Annotated in this window: 22 protein-coding genes and 1 tRNA gene; 1 reads left to right on the top strand and 22 read right to left on the bottom strand. The window is 31.4% G+C overall.

Annotation, left to right across the window (positions count from 1 at the left end):
* Nucleotides 1–2: 2 nt before the first annotated feature.
* The 7 genes from BUB65_RS05855 to BUB65_RS08400 are packed head-to-tail and all read right to left on the bottom strand — an operon-like array spanning nucleotide 3 to nucleotide 4,531.
* Complete coding sequence (locus tag BUB65_RS05855; protein ID WP_073073158.1) at nucleotides 3–290, bottom strand: DciA family protein; 288 nt, start codon at nucleotides 288–290, stop codon at nucleotides 3–5.
* Nucleotides 265–1,026 carry an aminotransferase class IV gene (locus BUB65_RS05850; RefSeq protein WP_073073157.1) on the bottom strand — a complete coding sequence of 254 codons (762 nt, stop codon included), beginning with the start codon at nucleotides 1,024–1,026 and terminating at the stop codon, nucleotides 265–267. Before BUB65_RS05850 ends, BUB65_RS05855 begins: the two co-directional genes overlap by 26 nt.
* A complete protein-coding gene (gene mtaB / locus BUB65_RS05845; protein ID WP_073073156.1) occupies nucleotides 989–2,287 on the bottom strand; it encodes a tRNA (N(6)-L-threonylcarbamoyladenosine(37)-C(2))-methylthiotransferase MtaB in 1,299 nt (432 codons plus the stop codon). Before mtaB ends, BUB65_RS05850 begins: the two co-directional genes overlap by 38 nt.
* Nucleotides 2,284–2,739, bottom strand: a complete 456-nt coding sequence (locus BUB65_RS05840; protein WP_073073155.1) for a CBS domain-containing protein — start codon at nucleotides 2,737–2,739, stop codon at nucleotides 2,284–2,286. Before BUB65_RS05840 ends, mtaB begins: the two co-directional genes overlap by 4 nt.
* Nucleotides 2,739–3,692, bottom strand: coding sequence for a 1-phosphofructokinase family hexose kinase (locus BUB65_RS05835; RefSeq protein WP_073073154.1), 954 nt, complete (start codon nucleotides 3,690–3,692; stop codon nucleotides 2,739–2,741). Before BUB65_RS05835 ends, BUB65_RS05840 begins: the two co-directional genes overlap by 1 nt.
* Before the next feature lie 4 nt (nucleotides 3,693–3,696).
* Nucleotides 3,697–4,416, bottom strand: a complete 720-nt coding sequence (locus BUB65_RS05830) for an ATP-binding cassette domain-containing protein (protein WP_073073153.1) — start codon at nucleotides 4,414–4,416, stop codon at nucleotides 3,697–3,699.
* Complete coding sequence (locus BUB65_RS08400; protein WP_200773539.1) at nucleotides 4,388–4,531, bottom strand: hypothetical protein; 144 nt, start codon at nucleotides 4,529–4,531, stop codon at nucleotides 4,388–4,390. Before BUB65_RS08400 ends, BUB65_RS05830 begins: the two co-directional genes overlap by 29 nt.
* A 286-nt stretch (nucleotides 4,532–4,817) precedes the next feature.
* On the opposite strand from BUB65_RS08400, the gene trhA reads away from it, so the two are divergent.
* Nucleotides 4,818–5,456 carry a PAQR family membrane homeostasis protein TrhA gene (gene trhA, locus BUB65_RS05825; protein WP_073073150.1) on the top strand — a complete coding sequence of 213 codons (639 nt, stop codon included), beginning with the start codon at nucleotides 4,818–4,820 and terminating at the stop codon, nucleotides 5,454–5,456.
* On the opposite strand, the gene BUB65_RS05820 is transcribed toward trhA, so the two are convergent.
* From BUB65_RS05820 to BUB65_RS05740, 15 genes are all read right to left on the bottom strand, one after another.
* Nucleotides 5,449–6,312, bottom strand: coding sequence for a hypothetical protein (locus BUB65_RS05820; RefSeq protein ID WP_073073148.1), 864 nt, complete (start codon nucleotides 6,310–6,312; stop codon nucleotides 5,449–5,451). The genes trhA and BUB65_RS05820 overlap by 8 nt on opposite strands.
* Nucleotides 6,313–6,371: 59 nt before the next feature.
* Nucleotides 6,372–9,917 carry a glucodextranase DOMON-like domain-containing protein gene (locus tag BUB65_RS05815; protein WP_084728050.1) on the bottom strand — a complete coding sequence of 1,182 codons (3,546 nt, stop codon included), beginning with the start codon at nucleotides 9,915–9,917 and terminating at the stop codon, nucleotides 6,372–6,374.
* An 87-nt stretch (nucleotides 9,918–10,004) separates the two neighbouring features.
* Nucleotides 10,005–10,340 (bottom strand): NADH-quinone oxidoreductase subunit K, encoded by a 336-nt coding sequence (locus BUB65_RS05800; RefSeq protein WP_073073146.1) that lies wholly within the window; start codon nucleotides 10,338–10,340, stop codon nucleotides 10,005–10,007.
* A complete protein-coding gene (locus BUB65_RS05795; RefSeq protein ID WP_073073143.1) occupies nucleotides 10,334–11,014 on the bottom strand; it encodes a 2-phosphosulfolactate phosphatase in 681 nt (226 codons plus the stop codon). The genes BUB65_RS05800 and BUB65_RS05795 overlap by 7 nt, the downstream gene beginning before the upstream one ends.
* A complete protein-coding gene (locus BUB65_RS05790; protein WP_268807475.1) occupies nucleotides 11,015–11,998 on the bottom strand; it encodes a proton-conducting transporter transmembrane domain-containing protein in 984 nt (327 codons plus the stop codon).
* A gap of 311 nt (nucleotides 11,999–12,309) precedes the next feature.
* Complete coding sequence (locus tag BUB65_RS05785; RefSeq protein WP_073073139.1) at nucleotides 12,310–13,497, bottom strand: 6-phosphofructokinase; 1,188 nt, start codon at nucleotides 13,495–13,497, stop codon at nucleotides 12,310–12,312.
* Nucleotide 13,498: 1 nt separating this feature from the next.
* Nucleotides 13,499–14,662: an iron-containing alcohol dehydrogenase gene (locus tag BUB65_RS05780; RefSeq protein WP_073073136.1), complete on the bottom strand. Its 1,164-nt coding sequence runs from the start codon at nucleotides 14,660–14,662 to the stop codon at nucleotides 13,499–13,501.
* Nucleotides 14,663–14,740: 78 nt separating this feature from the next.
* Nucleotides 14,741–14,817 (bottom strand) — tRNA-Thr (locus BUB65_RS05775).
* Between the two features lie 30 nt (nucleotides 14,818–14,847).
* Entirely contained in the window at nucleotides 14,848–15,195 is a 348-nt protein-coding gene (locus tag BUB65_RS05770) for a DUF1292 domain-containing protein (protein ID WP_073073135.1), read from the bottom strand.
* Between the two features lie 69 nt (nucleotides 15,196–15,264).
* Entirely contained in the window at nucleotides 15,265–16,422 is a 1,158-nt protein-coding gene (locus tag BUB65_RS05765) for a hypothetical protein (RefSeq protein ID WP_073073134.1), read from the bottom strand.
* 14 nt (nucleotides 16,423–16,436) lie between these two features.
* A complete protein-coding gene (locus tag BUB65_RS05760) occupies nucleotides 16,437–17,402 on the bottom strand; it encodes a hypothetical protein (RefSeq protein ID WP_073073133.1) in 966 nt (321 codons plus the stop codon).
* A 12-nt stretch (nucleotides 17,403–17,414) separates the two neighbouring features.
* Nucleotides 17,415–18,440: an AI-2E family transporter gene (locus BUB65_RS05755; RefSeq protein WP_073073132.1), complete on the bottom strand. Its 1,026-nt coding sequence runs from the start codon at nucleotides 18,438–18,440 to the stop codon at nucleotides 17,415–17,417.
* Nucleotides 18,433–19,437, bottom strand: coding sequence for an asparaginase (locus BUB65_RS05750; RefSeq protein WP_073073131.1), 1,005 nt, complete (start codon nucleotides 19,435–19,437; stop codon nucleotides 18,433–18,435). The genes BUB65_RS05755 and BUB65_RS05750 overlap by 8 nt, the downstream gene beginning before the upstream one ends.
* On the bottom strand, nucleotides 19,434–20,132 hold the full coding sequence (locus tag BUB65_RS05745) for a rhomboid family intramembrane serine protease (protein ID WP_073073130.1): 699 nt from the start codon (nucleotides 20,130–20,132) through the stop codon (nucleotides 19,434–19,436). Before BUB65_RS05745 ends, BUB65_RS05750 begins: the two co-directional genes overlap by 4 nt.
* Nucleotides 20,133–20,260: 128 nt before the next feature.
* Nucleotides 20,261–20,974 carry a YdcF family protein gene (locus tag BUB65_RS05740; RefSeq protein ID WP_234946814.1) on the bottom strand — a complete coding sequence of 238 codons (714 nt, stop codon included), beginning with the start codon at nucleotides 20,972–20,974 and terminating at the stop codon, nucleotides 20,261–20,263.
* Nucleotides 20,975–20,984: the final 10 nt, after the last annotated feature.

The raw sequence follows: 20,984 nt of genomic DNA, 5'->3' as shown, positions 1-20,984 counted from the left end.
CCTTACCTTCTATGCTTTATCACAACCTTATTTATTGCCTTAAAACCAATTTTTTTATTCAATTCTTCTCTAATCTTTTCCTTAAAAAAATTTAATTCAGTAACATAAATATTATCATCACATTCAATGAATAAAGTTCCATTTAAAAAATTCGTTACCTCACAATATTCATTAAAAGGTTTTCCAATCATATTTGAAAATTCCTCTTTGGAAATAGTATTAACGTAAAGTTTTCTGAACAACTTATTTTTAATTGCAACTTCTTTAAATACCTCTCCTAATTTTTTCATTTATATACTCCTCGAAATTTCTTGAAATTTCTAAAGAAATCTCTTTTGAATAAAAAATTCTTTTCCCCATACTATCAACAGGCACAACTCCTCTACTTGTATGAGTTAAAAATATCTCATCGGCGTAGAACAACTCCTTTAACTCTACAATTCTTTCTTCAACTTCATAACCAAATTCATTTAACATCTCAATAACATTTTTACGCGTAATTCCCTCTAGAATTCCCGATTCTACGGAAGGAGTAATTACTTTACCATCTTTTATGAAAAAAACATTTGAAAAGCTTCCTTCGCATACTTGGCCTCTGCTTCCCAGAAGAATGACATCGTAATATTTTCCTTTTTTTAATCGAGCTATGTACAAATCAGGGCGTCCCACAGATTTTAAATTTGGAGGAATACTTGAAGGATCAGCATGTCTAATTTCAGAAACATCTATATTTACCTCATTTATAGGATTATTTAGAAAATTTTCACCCAAAGCAAAAAGTTTTAACGAACCATCAATTATTCCAAAAACTTTTACCCTATCATACGAACTATATTTCATAACATATCTTTCAAATTCTTTAAATGATACTTTATTCTCTGTGATATATGAAAGAGAATTTAAAAATCTCTTATAGTGTTCTTCTAAAGCAAAGGGGATTCCATCATAAAATCTGATAGTTTCATACACAACTATTCCTCTTGTAATACTATCTAACAAATCCTCCTGAAACTTTCCTTGTTGCATTTGTAGAAATCACTCCCTCATCAGTCACAGCTTCAATTACAACCTCATTGAATTCTCCCAATTCTCCGTATGCCATCTCATGTACAACATAATATTCATCATATCCACTATATATTTCTCGTTTTACGTTTTCCACTAATACTGTAACTTTTTTATTCAAAAGTCCTCTTCTATATATATTTGCTGTTTTTTTACTTTCTTTTTCAAGAATAGATATTCTTTCTCTTTTTATATTTCCAGGGATCTTTTTATTAAATCTTGAAGCTAAAGTACCTTCTCTATCCGAATATCTAAATCCATGAACTTTTGAAAACAACGCCTCTTTTACAACCATCAAAGTGTTTTCAAAATCCTTTTCCGTTTCACCAGGAAAACCGACAATAATATCAGTTGTAACAGAAAAATTGGGATCATATCTTCTCAAAATCTCTATAACTTTCAAATATTCCTTTTGGGTATAATTTCTTCTCATTCGCTTTAAAATTTCATCGCTTCCACTTTGAAGTGGTATATGTAGATGGTTACATATTTTATCTTCATTTGCAATAAATTCAATCAATTCTTCATCTATATCTTCAGGATTGATGGAACTCAAACGAATTCTAAAATCTCCTTTGATTTTAACCAAATTTCTTAAGAGTTTAATCAAATTATATCCTTTCTCAAAGCCATACTTTCCAAGATTAAGACCAGTTATAACTATCTCATGATAATTCTTTTTTACCAAAAGACTTACTTCATTTACAACTATATCTATTGGCTTGCTCCTTATCTTCATCCCCCGAGCTAATCTGATAGCGCAATAAGTACAAACATTATCACAGCCATCCTCTACTTTTACGTAAGCCCTGGTTCTTTCAGCAAGTGAAGATGTAATTATTTCACCATCGATTTCATCATTTTTCCAATATTTTTTGTCTAAAAAAATACCTGTCTTATTTATTATTTTATGAATATCCTTTTTCTCCTTATTTCCTACAATTAAATCTACGCCTTCTTTTTTTAAGTCTTCAAGACCTATTTGCGAATAACATCCTGCAGCAATAATTTTAGATTCAGGATATTTCTTTCTTAATCTTCTAATCTCTTGTCTTATTTTCCTTGTAGCTTCAGCAGTTACTGCACATGTATTTAAAATAAAAATATCCGATTCGACTTCTCCATTAACAACTATAAAACCAAAGTTTTCGAGCTTTTCTGCCATAAGCTCGGTTTCATATTGGTTTAATTTACAACCATATGTAATTAAACTTATTCTCATCTATTTGTATTCTCCTCTCTACTCACTGCATCTAGTATCTTCATTCTAGTAATAACACCTATAAGTCTTTCTTCGTCATCGACAACAGGTAAAATTTTTAAACTATGCCTAATCATCAAATCAGCAGCGTGTAAAAGAGGAGTAGATTCTTTTATAACTATCGCTGGTTTCGTCATTATTCCACTAACAGGCTTATTTGAAATTTTTTTTAAATTTCTAACAAACTGATTTAAATCAGGTATAAAAGATGCAGATTGTAATAACGAAAAATAACTTGGAAGAGCTGCTCTAATGATATCATTTTCACTTATAAATCCAACAACTTTGTAATCCTCATTCACTACAGGGACACCTGTTACTTTTTGTCTTGATAAAATCTTCAAAACTCTTGAAACAGTTTCATCCTCTAAAATTGCTGTTATATCCCTTATATAGAAATCTTTTACTTTCATCATTCCACCCTCTCAATCTTGAATTTTTCCAGAGCTTTTTTAACATCATCCAATTTAGGCGGAACTTTTGTTTTATACCATGTTTTCGCAAGAGCAGCGGCATATCCATATTTTGCAATTTCAATAAGATCATTTGTTTCAAAATACTTATATATCATAGCAGCCATATAAGTATCACCTGTTCCAAGTAAGTGAGAATGTTCAATTTCTATCAAAGGTCTTAAAAACCAAACACCATCTTCTGTGACAATAATGTCATAATCTATTTTGTAAGACAAAACAGCCATTTTTACACCAAACCTAATTACTTCCTTTCCCGCATCTATATAATCTTTTTCACTTTCTAAAGTTCTACCAAACAATTTTTTCTCACGTCTAAAATCTGGCTTAAGTACTAAAGGCGCAGATACTTTCAAAGATTCTGTGATAATTTCATCCCTTGCTTCCCAAAATATAGGTTTGTTATATTTCTTAGCAACTTTTGTCAACTCACCATATATACTATTTGGAATGCCCAACGGCAAGCTACCGGAAATAACTATCATAGAAACATTTGGAGAAATAAGATTGAATCTTCTTAGAAAATGCTGAAAATCTTCCAAAGGAACACTTGGACCAGAAGAATTAATCTCAGTTAAAGTATGATTTTTTTCGTCAATAATAGCAATATTTTCCCTTATTTCTTCCTCTATATGAACAAAATTTGTTGTAATAAGTTCACTTGTGTTTCTAAGCTCCGAAAGTAACACTTCACCAAGATATCCTCCAATAAAACCAGTTACAATACTCTTTATTCCAAATGCAGCTAGATCAACTGCAACATTTATACCCTTACCTCCTGGAGTCATACGAGAATTTTTTGTCGTTAATCTATGCAATTTATCTATTGTGAAATCGTTAACATAAAACTCCCTGTCTAATGCAGGATTCATACAAACAGCTAAAACAGGCAAAATATCACCTCGCAATAGTAAAATCTTTCGGCTTTCCCTCAAATTCAATTTTACCATTTTTCATGAAAATAAACAAATCTGCAATAGGAAGGAAACGTTTAAAAAACCTTGTGGCAAGTATTAAAGCCTTATCTGCCGAAAGGATTCTTTTTTTCAAAATAAAGGAAAGTTCTTTCAGATGTTCATCATCTAAGTGGTCTAAAATACAATCAAATATTACTAATTTTGAATCTTTAAGATAGGAAAGAAATAAAAGAATAGAAATCTTCTCAAGGACATACAGGTCAGATAATTTGGTTTTATAACCCTTAACTAGTGCTTTTAAAAGCCCAAAATCATCAAGCAAAGAAGAATATTCTTCAAACGGAAGGAATTCTTTTCCAATGGCAAGTTCAATGAGTTCACCAAAAGTTAAATAATCCAATGCCTCAAAAAAATTAGTATCACTATAAAACACAAAATTCCTTATTTGCTTAATATCATAATCGAAAAGATTTTCACCCTCCAAAAAAACTTCTCCATCGTATTTAACTTCGTCAAAAATTTCCTCATTCAGTCTAGCAAAAGAACGGAGTAAAGCAGACTTTCCTGAACCACGCGGGCCATAAAGTACTAATATATTTCTTTCTTCCAAACTAAAAGTTATATTTTCAAACAACTTTACTTTGTTTACAAACCCTGTGAAATCGTCAACTTTAAGAATTACCTTTTTTTGATTTGTCATCACTATTCACCATATCCTTCAACCTTTTCTCAAGTTCTTTCTTTGCCTCTTTATTTCCCGATGAAGATAACTTTATTAGTTCTATTTGAGAAAGAATTTTAACCTTCTTCGTCATCAATTGCCACCTCACTTAACATTGTCAATATAATTGTACACTTTTTTCTTTAAAAATAGTTGTATTAAAAATTACACTTTAAAAAATTGATTTACAAATAAATGGCTTTTTTTAATTTTAAACTTTTCAAACAAATAACAAAATGGCATAAAATGGTAATAATCGAAATCTAATAATTAACTTTTTCAAATATTTTAATATTCATTTTGCTAATCTAAAAAAATAATTGATATCATCTTTTTAATTTCAATGTTATAATTACATAAAACTTGGGGAGGAGAAATATATGAAAATTGATTTTGACAATAACGATGTCTTTCAAACAACTGAAGAAATAGCCAATGCAATAACACATGGTCTTGGTGCTGCTCTCAGTATTTGTGCTATAGTTTTACTAATAATCTTTTCACACGGAAATCCTGTAAAATTAGTAAGTACAATCATTTATTCAACAACCCTCTTTATTTTATATATCTCTTCTACGCTGTATCACTCTATTACTCATAAGAAAACAAAATATGTATTTGAGATTTTCGATCATGCTAGTATTTATTTATTAATAGCAGGCACTTATACTCCTTTTTCATTAATCACTTTAAAGGGTACTCTTGGTTGGGTTATTTTTTCGGTTGTTTGGATTTTGGCTATTTTAGGAATAATTTACAAAATATTTTTTGTAAAAAAGTTTGTTATTTTCTCTACACTTTTATACATAGCCATGGGATGGCTAATAATCTTTGCATTAAAACCTTTAAGTCAAAATTTAAACAGTAAAGGAATGATCTTCCTATTTGCGGGAGGCATATTGTACACTTTGGGAACAATATTCTACATCTGGAGAAAATTACCATATCATCATGCTATCTGGCATATTTTTGTACTGGGCGGAAGTATCTTACATTTTTTTGCCATACTTTCTATTTGACAACTTCTTTTGAAATTAGCAACAAGAAAATTGTGTAAATAATATAGAACATATAAACAAACTCTGATGAAAATAAACCGAAATATAAGGAAAGTGAAATCAACAAGTAAAGCCCTGACACTATCCAAATTAAATATAGCATTCTTTTTTTTTCTTTTACTATTCGCATTATTCTTAAACTCAGAGAATATTTCGGTTTGTTTATTAAGTAAGGAATTGCTTCCAAAAATATCGGAGTTATAACAACAAAAGATGGGATTAAGTGAGAAATACCCCCTCTTGATGAAGATAATACCCCTATAGCAATTACCCCACCTATTAAATACAAACCAATTTTCCCTAGTTGAATCCTAGCAGGAGGGAAATTATAAAAAGTGAAGGCAAATAAAGAACCAAGTAAACTTAATATAAGCAATTTATCGTAGCTACTTGTAACCAAAAAATATAAACCCACTCCCGAAAATATAGACAACGAACTTCCCAATCCATCAAAATGATCAATTTCTTTAAAAATCGAGATTATAAAAAAAGCAATTAGAAATCCAAACATTATGTAAAAAGAACTAACATATTTAAAGGTTATAATAATTGAAGACAAAAAAACAAACAAATAATAGAATTTAAAAAAAGTTCCCTTGACATCTTCAAACATCCCCAAAATGGCTAAAATAGTTAAAGAAGATTTGACTAGCAAATCAAATGGTACAACAAATGTTAGAGAAACAAATAATCCCATCCCACCAAGATACGGTATCACTCTTTCTTTTTTCTCTACAAAGTTGTACTTCAATGCTAATTTTCCAAATATTGGAACCAAAATTATTGAAATAGCAAAAGAAATTAAAAAATACAGCATAGAGCACCCTCCAAGTTTTTATACAAAACCTGGCTCCCTAAGGAGCCAGGAAAATATTCTTATTTAATCTTCACAGGTAATATTGTAGCATATTTACTACCGGGAACATAGGAAGATAATATCGTTTTTTGATTATAACCTTCCGGTACTAAAATATCAACTACATATGGAGCCATATCATCTGAATCAGTTGGATATCCTCCAAGAGTCCATTGCCCAGGTTCGGGAGTTACTGGTCTAAAATTATCCGGACCATATCCGTCCTGACTTCCCACAAGAATATATGCATATATTCCATTTGACACTTCAAGGTACTTCTTATAAACTATTATATTTATTGTTTTTTCTCCTGTGTCTGCTTCGACCCTTACAGCATCTGCAATTTCATCACCATCACTCGTTGCAAAAAATTGTCCATAAGACGGCCAACCTGCTACTTTAATAAAATAATCCCATGGATGATTTTCATCAAACTGAACCCTAGCTCCTTCGTTATATGTATCTGTCCTTCCTCCCTGCTTGGTATCCAAATATATATTAATTAATTGATGAGAAAATCCTTTTGGTGCTCCCCAAGGATTTGTCATCTCAACAAATTTAATTTGGAAAATGTAAGCTTCTTCATTTTCAAGAACTACTACATCAGTCATATCAAATAATCCTTTGTAAGGTTTGAATGCTGGATCTTTTGGATAAACATACGTTCCTGGACCATATTCATCACCAACTGGATCTTTGAATACTTTCACAACATCTCCAGTAATTGTCGCTGGTAAAATAACGTTAATCGGACCATTATTTGGTGCAAAATCTACATCTTTCCTATCTTTGGAAATAACAACCGCAATATTAAACTCTTGACCGGATTTTACATTTAATACATCATATGGTATTTCAAATTCTACTATTTCATCAATAGACCCTTTAATTTTAGCTGTTGTTAATATCCATCTATCTGTGCCTGAAGCTTTATAAAAACTTACTTTTGGCCTTTTTTGCCACGTTTTCAAATTTATCACAAACCTATGAGATAAAGCAAATCCAAGTGGCGTAACCTTTTCGTTGGAATAATAAGTTTTTGCGTTAAATTTCTTAGCCGTTGGACTATCAGCATAAATTTCGATTTTAATATCTTCTCCTAAATATTCTTTTGCATTTTTATCTAGTTTTACTCCAATATACAATCCTGTATTTCCTCTTCCAACAATAACTTCTTGTAAAATGTTTTCATCGAGTGTATCATCAAATATTGCTGTGGTTTTTTCAACTTCGTCCAATTTTCCATTTAAAATGTATTCAATTTTCTTTATTACCCCCGTTGTTGGAGGTGCAGGTTTTTTGTTTGGTATATATAAATAACTTGGAATCTCTTTATATCTTGCTAATTTGTACATTTTTATCAAAAGATTTTTAAATTGCTGATCAAATAAAACTTCATTGTTACCGGCATCCTGATCTGCTCCATACCACCAGAACCAATCACTACCTTCAGCTGCATATAAAACATGCCTTGCCAAATTATTTTTTTGAATATCAACTTTACTCAAAAGAATTTCACGTGCTTTTGATAGTCTATCCCATGCCTCGTTTTCTTCCTTTTCACCTATCCATGTATCCAAAGAACCTCCAGCCCACGAACCTTTTGCAAGTGTTGTTAATTCGTTTGTTACCTTATGTTCTTTTAGATATTGACTTGGAGTTACCAAATTAATTAGAGGATCTTCTGAAAGTTTCTTGTAAAGAAGTTTTCTAAAATCATTACCATTATTTGGGTAATGTTCCCAAGCATTTTCTCCATCCAAAGCTATTGTAATAATTAAATCACCTGATGTATTCAATTTCTGATATTCATGTAACGTATTTAAAAGATCATTTACAGCATCCTCAGCTTTCATTTGAGAATATTTGAAGCTTATTCTGTTAGAAAGGTCAGTATCTCTGAAAAATACTACTATTTCTCCTGCCTCAGTTTTAACTTTATAAGGTCTCAAAATATTTTCAATTTCCCCAGTATTAATTCCACTTTTCTGCAAAATCTGCTTATCAGTTACAATCCACTTAACATTATTTTCAGCGAAAAGTTTAGCAACTTCTTGAGAAACAGCCTGTTCTGATGGCCACATACCATCAGGTCTCTTACCAAAAATTTGTTTGAAATACTCTAAACCTTCTTTTATCTGCCCATTTGCATCTTCTATCCAACCTTTATCTACAAGAATAGGAAGGATAGGATGATAGAATGGTGTGGTAGTAATTTCAATTTTTCCCTCATCCCAAAGCTTTTTGTATTTATCAATCACAGACGATAGTAATTTTTTGTGAAAATCTAACACATACAGTAAATCATCCCTAGTATAGTGTTCCTTATCGAGTAGACTCTTTAACCTTTTATCCGAATTAATATAATCAATGTTAATCCAGTACAAATTCCAACAAACTTTTAAATCCAATAGGTCTTGATCAGTAAATTCTGCCCCAGATGTTTTTAATTCCATTAATTCTTTATATCTTTTATGCCCATTTACAAATTGTGGATTAATATCGAAAAAGTGATCTAAAATAAATTGCCTTTCTTCCTTTGTAAGTTCACTTTCTTGCTTTAATGAAAGCCTTTGGTACTCGTCTAGCGAACCTTTTAAATAATCCTGAAGTTGTAACAATAAGCTAGGCACAATATTAAACGTTACTTTACCGTTTTCCAAATAGTTTTCAACAAGATCGGCCATATATGGGTAATCATTTACTCCATGAGCTCTAACCCAAGGCATCATATATTCATTAGAACCCGGTATTTTGTATAATGGTTGATGGTTATGCCAAATAATAGCTACATCCAATGGATAAGCTTTTTTTTCGTTTTCTTTTTCCACATCTTTAATACCAACTTTTAACTCTCCATTTTCCTTATAAACTTCAAAATATCCGTTTTTTCCTCCAAAACCATCGTCAACATAAGCTGGAGCATTTGGATCGGTAATCCACTTTTCACCATTTACTACAAATTTGTATTCATACGCGCCTTCGTCAAGTTCTAAAACAGCTTCCCACCATCCATCACCTATGTCATAACATTCATTTGCTTCCATATCCCAATTATTAAAATTCCCAGCAATGGTTACATATTCTGCATCCTTTGCAAAAAATCTAATTACCACAAAACCTTCTTCATCAATAAAAAATTTTCCTGGATCAAAAGCTGTGTTTATCTCGATTTCAGAAGTTTTTTCCTCCGTTTTCTTATTTCCTGCACCGACTACTTCCAACTCGCCATTTTTTTCAATTAGAGAGAAAATACCGTTATATCCTCCAAAACCGTCATCTACATAGCCCGGTGCTTCAGGATCTTCTTTCCAATTAGTACCTTCAATAACATACTTATATTGATAAGTTCCTGGTTTCAGTTCCAAAGTTATTTTCCAAAGATTTCCTTCTTTTTTCATTGCAAGTTCTGTCGGATTCCAATTGTTAAAATTACCTGCTAGATACACTACTTTAGCATCCAATGCTTCTTTAAATGTAAACACAACTTTTCCATTTTCAACATATACCGCCGAAAAAACTAAAAAAGCAATTAACAAAAGATAAAAAACAATCAATTTCTTCATGTACACCCCTCCTTGCTGGAATCATTTCCAAAAAGTATTATACAAAAATTTTTACTTAACTAACAATTGCAATTGAAAAATTCCAAATTATTCTTTTTCGATCTTTGTCAAATCTGTTTTTCTTTTCGCTTCAACTATCATCATGCTTAGAGCAAGTGTTAAAGACAAAGTAGCAAACCCTATAACTATGGAAGTTATAATTACAGCTTGGGGAAAAGGATCAACATATTCAGAAACACCTGGAGTGAGAATTGGATAAAAATTACCTTTTTTGGAAGAAAATATAACAAAAAGTGAAATTATACCAGTATTTAATATATCAAGGGATATTATCTTTGACAAAATATGTTTTCTAAACAACAAACCGTAGAACGACAAAACTATTATAACAATTGGACCTAAAAAATCTATATTTTCTAACATAATTTCACCCCGTAAAATGCTTCTTGAACCATTCGAGGAATTACATTGTAAATTGAATTTTGCTTACAAAATTCTACATCTTTTTCAAAACCAGCTTGAATAAGTTTTTCTGCATGCTTTCCTTTAAAATCAAGTCTACTGCCAGACCAAAAATCCATTGACACAAGAGAACTATCACTTAAGTCTTTTCTACCGTATTCGTATAACTTCTTTACTAATGCTCCTGCAAATAAAGTATCTTCGTATGAAATTTCACCATTATTTCCAGCACACCAAATAACAATGTTTTCATCATCTTTTATATAATCAAAAATACTATCGAGGTTTAAGAAAGCACCAACTAATATTTTCGAGGAATATTTTCTTGCTTTTTCTACAGTTTTTGTACCATTAGAAGTAGTAATAACAATTTTCTTATTTTCTACATCAAAAAATTCAAAAGGTGAGTTCCCTTTATCAAAACCTTTTATTTTTTTTGTGTTTCTTTCTCCACATATAATGTACCCTTCTTTTTTCAAGTTTTTTGCTTCTTTTATTGTCCTAACAGTTTTTACAAAACATGCTCCGTGCTGGAGAGCAGTTACAATCACCGAACTTGCTCGCAAAATATCAACTACTAAAATAGTACCCGAAACAGTTGGAACATCCCTGTAAGAAAACAAAGTTTCTATCATTCAAATCACTCCAAACAAACTAAAAATGCTTATTGAAAAAATCATAAAAGTCAATATAATTTCTGTTGAAAATCTAAATTCAATATTAACCTTAGAAAAAACAACTTTTCCAACAAACATCCCTGTTAAAACCACAAAAAGTGATATAAAATCAACAAAAAATGGATAAATTAAAATTAACGAAAACAAAAATAAGAGGAAATGATCTTTTGAATAGTATATGTTGCGAGAAAATACTTTCCCAGCATAAAGTGAGGTAACAAAAGAAAAAATTACAGACAGCATTTTAGAACTTATAATCTGTTCTTTTAAATAACCTCCTAATGTAAATGAAATACCTGATTGAGAAAAGAATGAAATGAACACTGCTAAAAATAAAAAAATGGAAAAAGTCCGTTCTTTATCTAAGTTTCGTTCAATATACCTTGTACTTAAAAAAAGAATGGACTTCGAAACTCCATGAATCAATACATATAAAGGAGCAATTACAGGATTTAAAAGCATTAAACCTAATTGAGACATTGAACTATATGCCAATAACTTTTTTAAATCTTTTGATAAAAGAGCAAATATTGCTCCAAAAAAGAATGTTATTATACCCAAAAAATAGAAATCCTTGCCAATACCTATTCTAATTAATGGAAATAAAACTGATTGTGTATACACACTAGATAAAAGAGCCGAAACTTCCACCTCTGAATCTGAATAAACTTCCGGAAGCCACAATCCAAATAGGAAAATACCAGCCTTTGAAATTAACGCAGATTTCATCAATAGTTCTGAAATTCCTGAAAGATTTTGAATATCAAAAGTTCCCGTTTTGTAATAGTGAATACCAACTCCTATCAAATATATATTCATTGCAACTGTACTTGCAAAAATGTATTTCAATCCAGTAAGTTTATATTCAAATTTTTCACCCGATAATATTAGTAAAACAATTAACAATGTTAAAGTCTCAAGCAAAACATAAATATTAAACAAATCGTTTGATATAAATAAAAAATTCAATATAATGTGAGTTAACGAAACAAAGAAATTTGTATTTAAATTATGAAACCTGGTAAGTTGAATAGAAACAATAACAGTACAAATAATATTTGCTAAAATAAAATAAAAAGAAACGGAGTCACTTACAATATGGACTCCTTTGTATCCAATTAAATAAATATCAAATTTTTGAAACAACAAATAAATTGAAGTGAGTGAAATAAAAAGAGGTAAGTATTTTGTCTTTTTTAAAATATAAAAAAAAGAAACAATTACTACTTGAAATATTGAATAAATTACAAAGTTTATTGTTCTTCAACCTCCCTAAAAATCGTATATTTTGGAAGACCATTCCTAAATTGTGGGAATAACTCACCTTCAATTAAAGGCTTAGCATATTCGACAAAATTTTCCGTAATTTCAAAATCGTCATGGAATTCTTCTGGTAGATATTTAGTTTGATCCGCCACTTTATTTAATTCAACAGTTCCATATTCTACAGTGTATGGATTATTGCTTTTTCTCTCTATTGTTATCATTACACCAGTTACTCCGGAAAGGGCTAATCTTACTGCAGTTCTTCCAACCATTTCTGCCTCTTCAATATCAGTTTTACTGGCTATATGCCTTCCACTTCTTTGAAGATAATCAGGAATAGCAACATGTGTTTTCAAGGAAAGTTCAGACCTTATCATACCTGCAATTGTAAAACCAACTCCACCAAGTTGCCTATTACCAAAACTATCGGTATACCCCATATCAGATACAAAAAAACCATCTGGATATCTAATACCCTCTGAAACAGCTATGGAGCAATAGCCCTTCTTCCTAATTATTTCATCAACTCTTTCCAAAAATTTCTCTTTGTTAAAGTACACTTCAGGAAATAGTATAATATCGGCACCAATACCATTTAACCAACCAAGTCCAGCTGCAGCAACTAACCAACCAGCATGTCTACCCATTATTTCCATAACGAAAACTCTAGTTGAATCAACGTACATACTTCTAAGATCAAGCGAAGCTTCCATTATCGAAATAGCAATATACTTAGCTGCCGAACCATAGCCAGGGCAATGATCGGTATACGGTAGATCATTATCAATAGTTTTAGGTACACCAATTACTTTTAATGGAAAACCTCTAGTTTTTGCTTCTTGAGCAATTCTCCAGGCGGTATCCATTGAATCATTACCACCGTTATAGAAAAAATACTCGATCTTATATTTCTCAATTACATCGAACAATTTGCTTATATCTTCTTGTGTTTTCATTTTTCTCCTACAAGAACCAAAAGCTCCCGCGGGTGTGTATTTTAATCCTTCTATATCCATATCGTTTATCTTTAAAAGGTGTTCTTTTAAAATACCAGTTACCCCATGAATTCCCACAAACACTTCCATGCCTGCTTTTCTTGCCTCATCCAATACACCATACGCAGAAGCATTAATAACGCTAGTAACACCCCCAGATTGAGCATATAAAACTCTCATTTTACTCCTCCTCGTACGCAATCTCCAATATTTTTCTTATATCTTCTTTTTCAAGAATCACTAATTTCCCCATAGGAGCTGTTTTAGCTGCTATTTCTGTGAGTTCATCAATATCTTCTCTCTTAAAACCTAACTCTTTCAAGGTAATAGGTGCACCAATTTTCTTATACCATTTTTTCAATGCTTCGATTGCTTTTTCTGGAGTGCTATGTTTTAACCTAAATATTACCCTACCAAATCTCCTAAACTTTGAAGGATCCTTTCGATAGACATATTTCATCCATGCCGGGAATACCACCGCAAGACCCGCGCCGTGTGCTACATCAGGATTTAAAGCACTTAATGCATGTTCTATAGCATGGGAGGACCAATCTCCTCCTCTATGCCCCATTCCAGAAACGCCATTTAAAGCCAAGGTAGTTGCTAATGCAAAATTAGCACGAGCATCATAATCTTTTGGATCATTTAGTAAAGCTTCAGTTGTCTCGATTAAAGTTGATATTATCCCTTCATCAACCCTATCAATTAAATCTGTTCTTTTTGTACCGTCAAAATAATATTCCATTACATGACTTATTGCATCTACTGCTCCATTAACTGTTTGATTGGAGGGTAAAGTATATTGTACTTCTGGATCAACTATTGATAATTTTGGATAAACATGTATAGAACCAAATGCAAATTTTTCAAGAGTTTCTTCTTTTGTAACAACAGTATTTCCATTCATTTCTGTACCAGTTGCAGATAAAGTAAGAATAGCATAAAGTGGTAAAGCTTTTTTTGGATTTGATCTACCAAGATAAAAATCCCAAACATCACCTTCATATAGTACACCAGCAGCTACTGCTTTTGCACTATCGATAACACTACCACCACCAACAGCAAGTATAGCTTCCACTTTTTCTTTTTTAGCAACTTCAATTGCTTCATAAACTTTACTTAAAACAGGATTAGGCCTTACCCCCCAAACTTCGATTTTTTCAATAGAATTCTCCATTAATGACCTGACAACCTTTTCATATACTCCATTTTTCTTTATAGAACCCCCACCTGCAAGTAAAAGGACTCTTTTTACCTTGTCTTTTTTCAAATATTCTCCTATCTTTTCCACGGTATTTTTACCAAAAACCAACTTTGTAGGATTATAAAAAACAAAATTTTCCATGATTATCCCCCCTTTAACCTTTACTTCTATTCTAAAAATATTATAACATAAAAAAAGAGCCTCGATTGAGGCTCTACTTGGAGCAGGCGGTGGGACTCGAACCCACACCCTCCTCCTTACCAAGGAGGCGCTCCACCTCTTGAAGCTACGCCTGCAACCCAAAAACTATTTTAACAAAGCAATAATTAGTTGTCAATATCTTCCAAATCAGCTGTAATTTCGAAATCAGCTTCTCCCATTTCTTCCCAAAGCTTTACTACTTCATTAAATTCACTTTCATCTTCAATGGAATCCAAATAAATGTTTCCTTCTTCGTCGACGGTTTTCTTAAAAATGTAAAGATCTCCAAAATCTTTAATCTCTTTTCCTTCTACAAAAATCTCTTCGCAAACCCAGTACTCACTTTGTTCTCTTTCTAATTCACCCAATAAAACGAAATTATGTTCGTTTCCCTCTTCGTCATAAAGCGAAAATGCTTCCATGTGTTCATGTTCATGTTCGTGTTCGTGCTCATGTTCGTGATGATCATGCATAAATTTCAACTCTCCCTTTCTCAAAATATTCATATTAAGTATACCATGTAATAAATTTTTGTATAGACCTTAAAATCCCAATCCAAAGTTAACAACTAATCCAATCCCAGGTTTTGCTTCATCTAAAGGAATAAATTCATTTGAGGAAATAATTATCGACGTATTTAAATATAAAATCCTAAAATCACTTTTCAAACCTATTATATGTGTAAAGATACTGTTGGAACCATCGTAAATTAATTGATAACTCGGTTCTATGAAAAACAATTTTTTAGATATACTTCCTCCGATAACCCACTTTCCATCAATTTTGTAACTAACAGCTGCGCCTATGTCCACAAATAAATTAGCTTTAACATAAGCAGTAATTTCAGGAATTTGTTCAATTTGCTTTGTTTCAAACACTTGTATATAATTGGCAGTTGCTTCATCATCAAAAGTCATTTCAACACCATTATACGTTGCAGAGTAACTAGCATAAATATTCTGTAAAGTATCAACTTCTGAAGGTTTGATAGTAATATTATTTACTGCTATTCCAAAATTCTTAGAAGAATATCCTAATGATACACCAATTCCTATTAGCTTTTCATCAATCACCAAATTTTCCACAAGTAGTGGACTATACATTAAAAAGCTTAAATCCGCCTTAAGAGACATCACTGGTGGAGTTGATGAAGATGTATATTCAAAATTAACCACTTGATTTTCCGGGAATACATACGTAATTGGAACAAAAGCTTCTGGTGAAACAAAAAAACCATTAAAATTGAAAGACACACCGGCATTTAAAAAACTATCCAATGAAATAAACGAAGTACTCGAAGAAGAATATGTTTTATTAATCTCTATATCATTTTTTATGAAACTCAAAATTTCATCTGGTAATTCCAATCCTCCAAATGAATTCAAATTAACAAAGGGAGAAATAGAAAACTTACCAATTCTTATAGTAGAAAACAGTGAACCATTCAACGTTTCACCAATAACTAACTGTTGTAACTGATTCAAATCTACTTTTCCCTCATTTATCAAATTTAACAGGTGTTCAGTTGAAAACAATGACTGTTGCAATGTTAAATCTCCATAAAATCCTATGTCAAAAAATCTAAATTTGTTTTGATTTACAAGTCCAAAATTTTCAAATCTTCCAAAAGGTTCAAAAATGCCAGCAAAAAGTGTTATATAAATAGCAAAAATTGTCAACAAAATTATAATCTTCTTCATTTCATTCACCCCCTTTAAAACGTAACTTCAGTTGCTACTGTTAAATCAAGAGAAATGTAAACAGCACTATCCAAATAACTATTGGATTTAAGTTTTATGTAACTGTTAGCCGGAACTTTTATAACATACGGAACATTATCCGTGGCTATACTTATTAGATCATCTTTTGACAATCCTACTATTGGCGGAGTAGTTCCGAAATAAAAACTCAAATTCCCCACATCAAATACCGTGTCAAATCCTAACGAGTTATCCCATTCATCAAAGACTATAGTAGCACTATCCACAAAGTCTGTAAGACTCTCTAATACGGATAAATCAGTTGTACTAGCATCAAAAACTATATCAGCAAGAGTTGTACCTTCTAATGAGAAAGTCCAATTCACGCCAAGCATTAGCTCATCGGAAGACTGTATAGTTCCGTCAATATCAATATCAGCCCGCACTGTTAAATCTTGTCCAGATTTTAAAACTTCTTTTACATATTTTGTCAAATTTTCAGATTCTGTAGAATTCTCACTTATGACAACTGGTGTACTGTTGATATAAAATACAAGTGTTGAATCAAAAGTAGTAGTTGAAGCAAAATAGCCCACCTCAAAACTCATATTAAAATCAACGTTTTGAAGAACATTGCCATTTTGCATTGTTGAAGCTTGTATTAAAGTGGCCTGATCAAGAATTGTTTCAGTTCCACTTATTGGAATACCTGTTGGAAGATAATCCCCTGGAATAAATGTAGTAGTTGTTGCAAATGAAATAGTTATTGGATCACCAGTTGTTACTTGAAAACCTTCATTTTCCAATGACAATAATACAGGATTTATAAAATCGTCAAGGGTAAAATGCAACATCGCCAAAGGAAACTCAAAGTGATTAGAGTAACTTACAGTTACACTATTTGGAAGTTGTAGACCACACGACCACAATACAAAAACTAAAACTAACAAAAAAAGTAAGATCAAGAATAGTCTTTTCATATTACTCACCTCCTAATGTTTTTCAAATGAGGGTTTAACAAATTCATCCCAATACGCCGCAATAAATATTAAAAGTGGTACAGCAAAAAATATACCTACCATTCCAAAAATTTGACTTACTATTATAACTGAAATAATCATTAAAACTGGATTTATACTCAAATGTAACTTCATCACATTCACAAAGACAACAAAAAGTCCTAAATGAATTGATAAAACAAGCAAATTGACAATAATAAAACCTTTTAAACCGAGTGTTAATGAAAAAAGGAAAACAGGAATATATTCAAAAATTACTCCAATAATTGGTATTAGATTAGTAACGCCAGCCCAAAATGACAAAATGACTGCAATATTCGGAAAATAAAAGTTAGATATAATATAAAAAAGTACAGCAGTTATCAAGGCGTTTATAAATACTACATCCACAAACCCTGACAATGCTAAATATAATTTGTTTAAAAAAGTTTCTATATCACTTCTAATTGAAACTGGAAACAAGTTAAGAACCGATTTTCCCAACCAAGAGGAGTAAAACACTAAATAAATGGTTAGCAAAACTGTATAGAAAACGGTTATAAAAAAAGTAGGAGTTCCTTTTGCAACATAATCAATAATATAATTTGTTAAATCATTAAATTTAGGTTGGAGCCACTGCATCAAAGCAGTTACACCTTCTGACAAATTAGGGTTATTTTGAAAATATCCTTCCCAAGCTTTTGTTTCGAAAACTTTATTTATAGTTTTGATAAAATTGCCTAATTGCTCTGTAGCAGCTGGTACTATTAATATCATACCATAAATTATAATAAAAAAGTAAATCAACATAGATAATATTAGGGCAATTTTGTATTTTAACTTAAAAATTCTTAAAAACTTAGCTATCAAATTTATTATCAATACAGATATAAGGGTAAACACAAAAATATTCAACACAGTTTTGAATAGCAGAAACACTGTCATTAATATTAGAAAATATATTCCAACGTAAATTGCTGCTGTTCTTCGCGACTCTTCAGTTTTGAAAAATCTAACCATGTTCAAGGGGCCTCCTTTTAATATCACGTTCAAAATATTCCCTTATTTCTTCAATTTTTGTGGTTTTACCCATTACTACCATTAGTTTTATTTTTGCCTTTTGTCCAATAGGATGCTCACTCAATATTGCACCTTTTTTTCTTAAATCTGCTCCTCCACCCTTATAACCATATACTGGATAAACTCTCCCCTTAAAACATCTTGAAGTGATCACTACTGGTACTCCCATTTTTATAACTTCCTCTACCGAATCGGCAACCAAAGGAGGGACATTCCCTCTCCCAAATCCTTCTAAAATTATTCCTTTATATCCTAATTTTACTGCAATTTTTAAGAAACTTCCATCATCCCCTGTAAAAGTTTTTATAAGTGCTATTTTTTCCTCAATTTTCTCGACAAGAATTTTTTCACGGGTCAAAGACTTTCTAAAAAATATCACAGAATCTTCATCAACTATACCAAGTGGACCATATCCTGGAGAATCGAATGTTGCAACATTGCTAGTATAAGTTTTTGTTACTTCTCTAGCTGCATGAATTTCATCATTAAGACATACCATAACTCCCATCCCATATGATTGTGGGGATAAAACCGTTAATACTGATGAATAAACATTTCTTGGCCCATCGGTTCCAAGTTCACCTATATTTCTCATCGCAGCAGTGCAAACAACAGGCTTTTCACTTCTTAATGTCAAATCTAAAAGATATGAGGTTTCCTCCAACGTATCAGTCCCATGGGTTACAACAACCCCCAAAACTTCCTCATCTTCGAGTACTTTATCAATTGTTTTAGAAAGCTCCCACATGTTTTTTGGAGTCATATATGGACTTGGTATATTTGAAAATTCACGAACTTCTATTTTAATGTCTTTTAACTTTGATAATTCAGGAATTTCACTTATTAACATGTTTCCCTTTTCATATGGTACAACACTCTCATCTTTCTTAACCATTGCTATTGTCCCACCAGTTGTAAGTATTACAACTTTTTTCATAGATAATACCTCCTAATTCTTCCTCCAACAATCATTCCATAGATAAATCCTCCAACATGCGCCCAATAAGCTACTCCAGAACCAGTTATATCCGCCAGTGTTCCATTTAATATCTGAAACATAAACCAAAAAAACAAGTATACAACAGCTGGTATTTCAACCAAAAATGGAATGAACCAAATAACTAAAGTAACAATTTTTGAATACCAAAATTGTATAAAATAAGCTCCCATTACTGCAGAAATCGCGCCAGAAGCACCAATCAATGGATATGGAGAGTAAAAATTAAACAGCCAATGAAATGTTAAAGCAAATAATCCTCCTGAAAGATAAAATAATAAATAATTAAAATGTCCCATTCTATCCTCAACATTATCCCCAAAGATCCATAAAAACCACATATTACCTAAAATATGCGACCATCCCCCATGTACAAACATATGAGAAATAAAAGGAACAATTGGATTAGACACAATGAAAGGCTGAATTTCTTTCCAAATTATTTGATATTTTAACTTCGAGGTAAATCTCCAAGTATACCTAAGAGGGACTATTCCGTAGTTAAAAAAGAATGCTTGGAGTTGAGGTTCATTCAAAATAATTTCGTAGAAAAAAACAATTACATTAGCAAGAATTATTATGTGTGTTATATAAGGTCTTTTCCTACTTGGAATTGTATCATATAATGGAAACACTTAATCCCCTCCTCGCTATGGATTCCCTACCATTCTTACATATAAAAGTTTCCAAATACTTGCAAGAATAAATGTACAAACCAAAAAAATTGATAAAACAAAAATTGCCACAAATCCTTTTTTCATACCTAACCTCCTTTTATAATTCCAATAGCTTCATGGGTTATTTGTGAAAACACATATAAAGCATCTCCACTTGGGAGATAATCCAAAAATGTATTTCTAAAATCTATTGGATAGTCACACACTACTGGAAACACTTCTCTTTTTACTATCCTTTCAAAAAGCATAAGACTTCTTTTCATATGCAAATAAGATGTTACCAAATAAATAGCCTGATAATTCTCTACAATTTCTTTTGTAAAGAGTGCATTTTCTTTAGTTGTTCGTGCTTTGTTTTCAACTATAATTTTATTTTGAGGTACTCCTAACTCAAGAAGTATCTTTTTCATTATATCACTTTCTGGTATACCTTTTACTATATACCCACCAGTTACAACAATAGGATAATTTGTTGTTTTATACACTTCATATCCTTTTAATACTCTTTTTAATGTGTGAAGCCCTATTTCAACATTATTGTTATATTGGACAGTTCCTCCACCCAAAATTACTATTATTCCTTTTTTTGAGAAAACTTTGGTGTCCTCAACATAAAAAAAATTACTCAACAAGTACACAAAAAAAGGGGAAGAAATCAAATAAAATACCAGTGTAATTAAAAGAAAAAAGCGCCACATGAGGCGTCTTTTTACATACAAATATATTGTAATTACAAAAAAGAACATAATAAAAATTCCAGGAAACTGCACAAAACTCCCCACAACTTTGTATAGAGTCAAATTATCACCT

Source organism: Thermosipho atlanticus DSM 15807, from assembly GCF_900129985.1.
GTDB lineage: Bacteria > Thermotogota > Thermotogae > Thermotogales > Fervidobacteriaceae > Thermosipho_A > Thermosipho_A atlanticus.
This window is presented reverse-complemented; position numbering and strand designations above follow the sequence as displayed.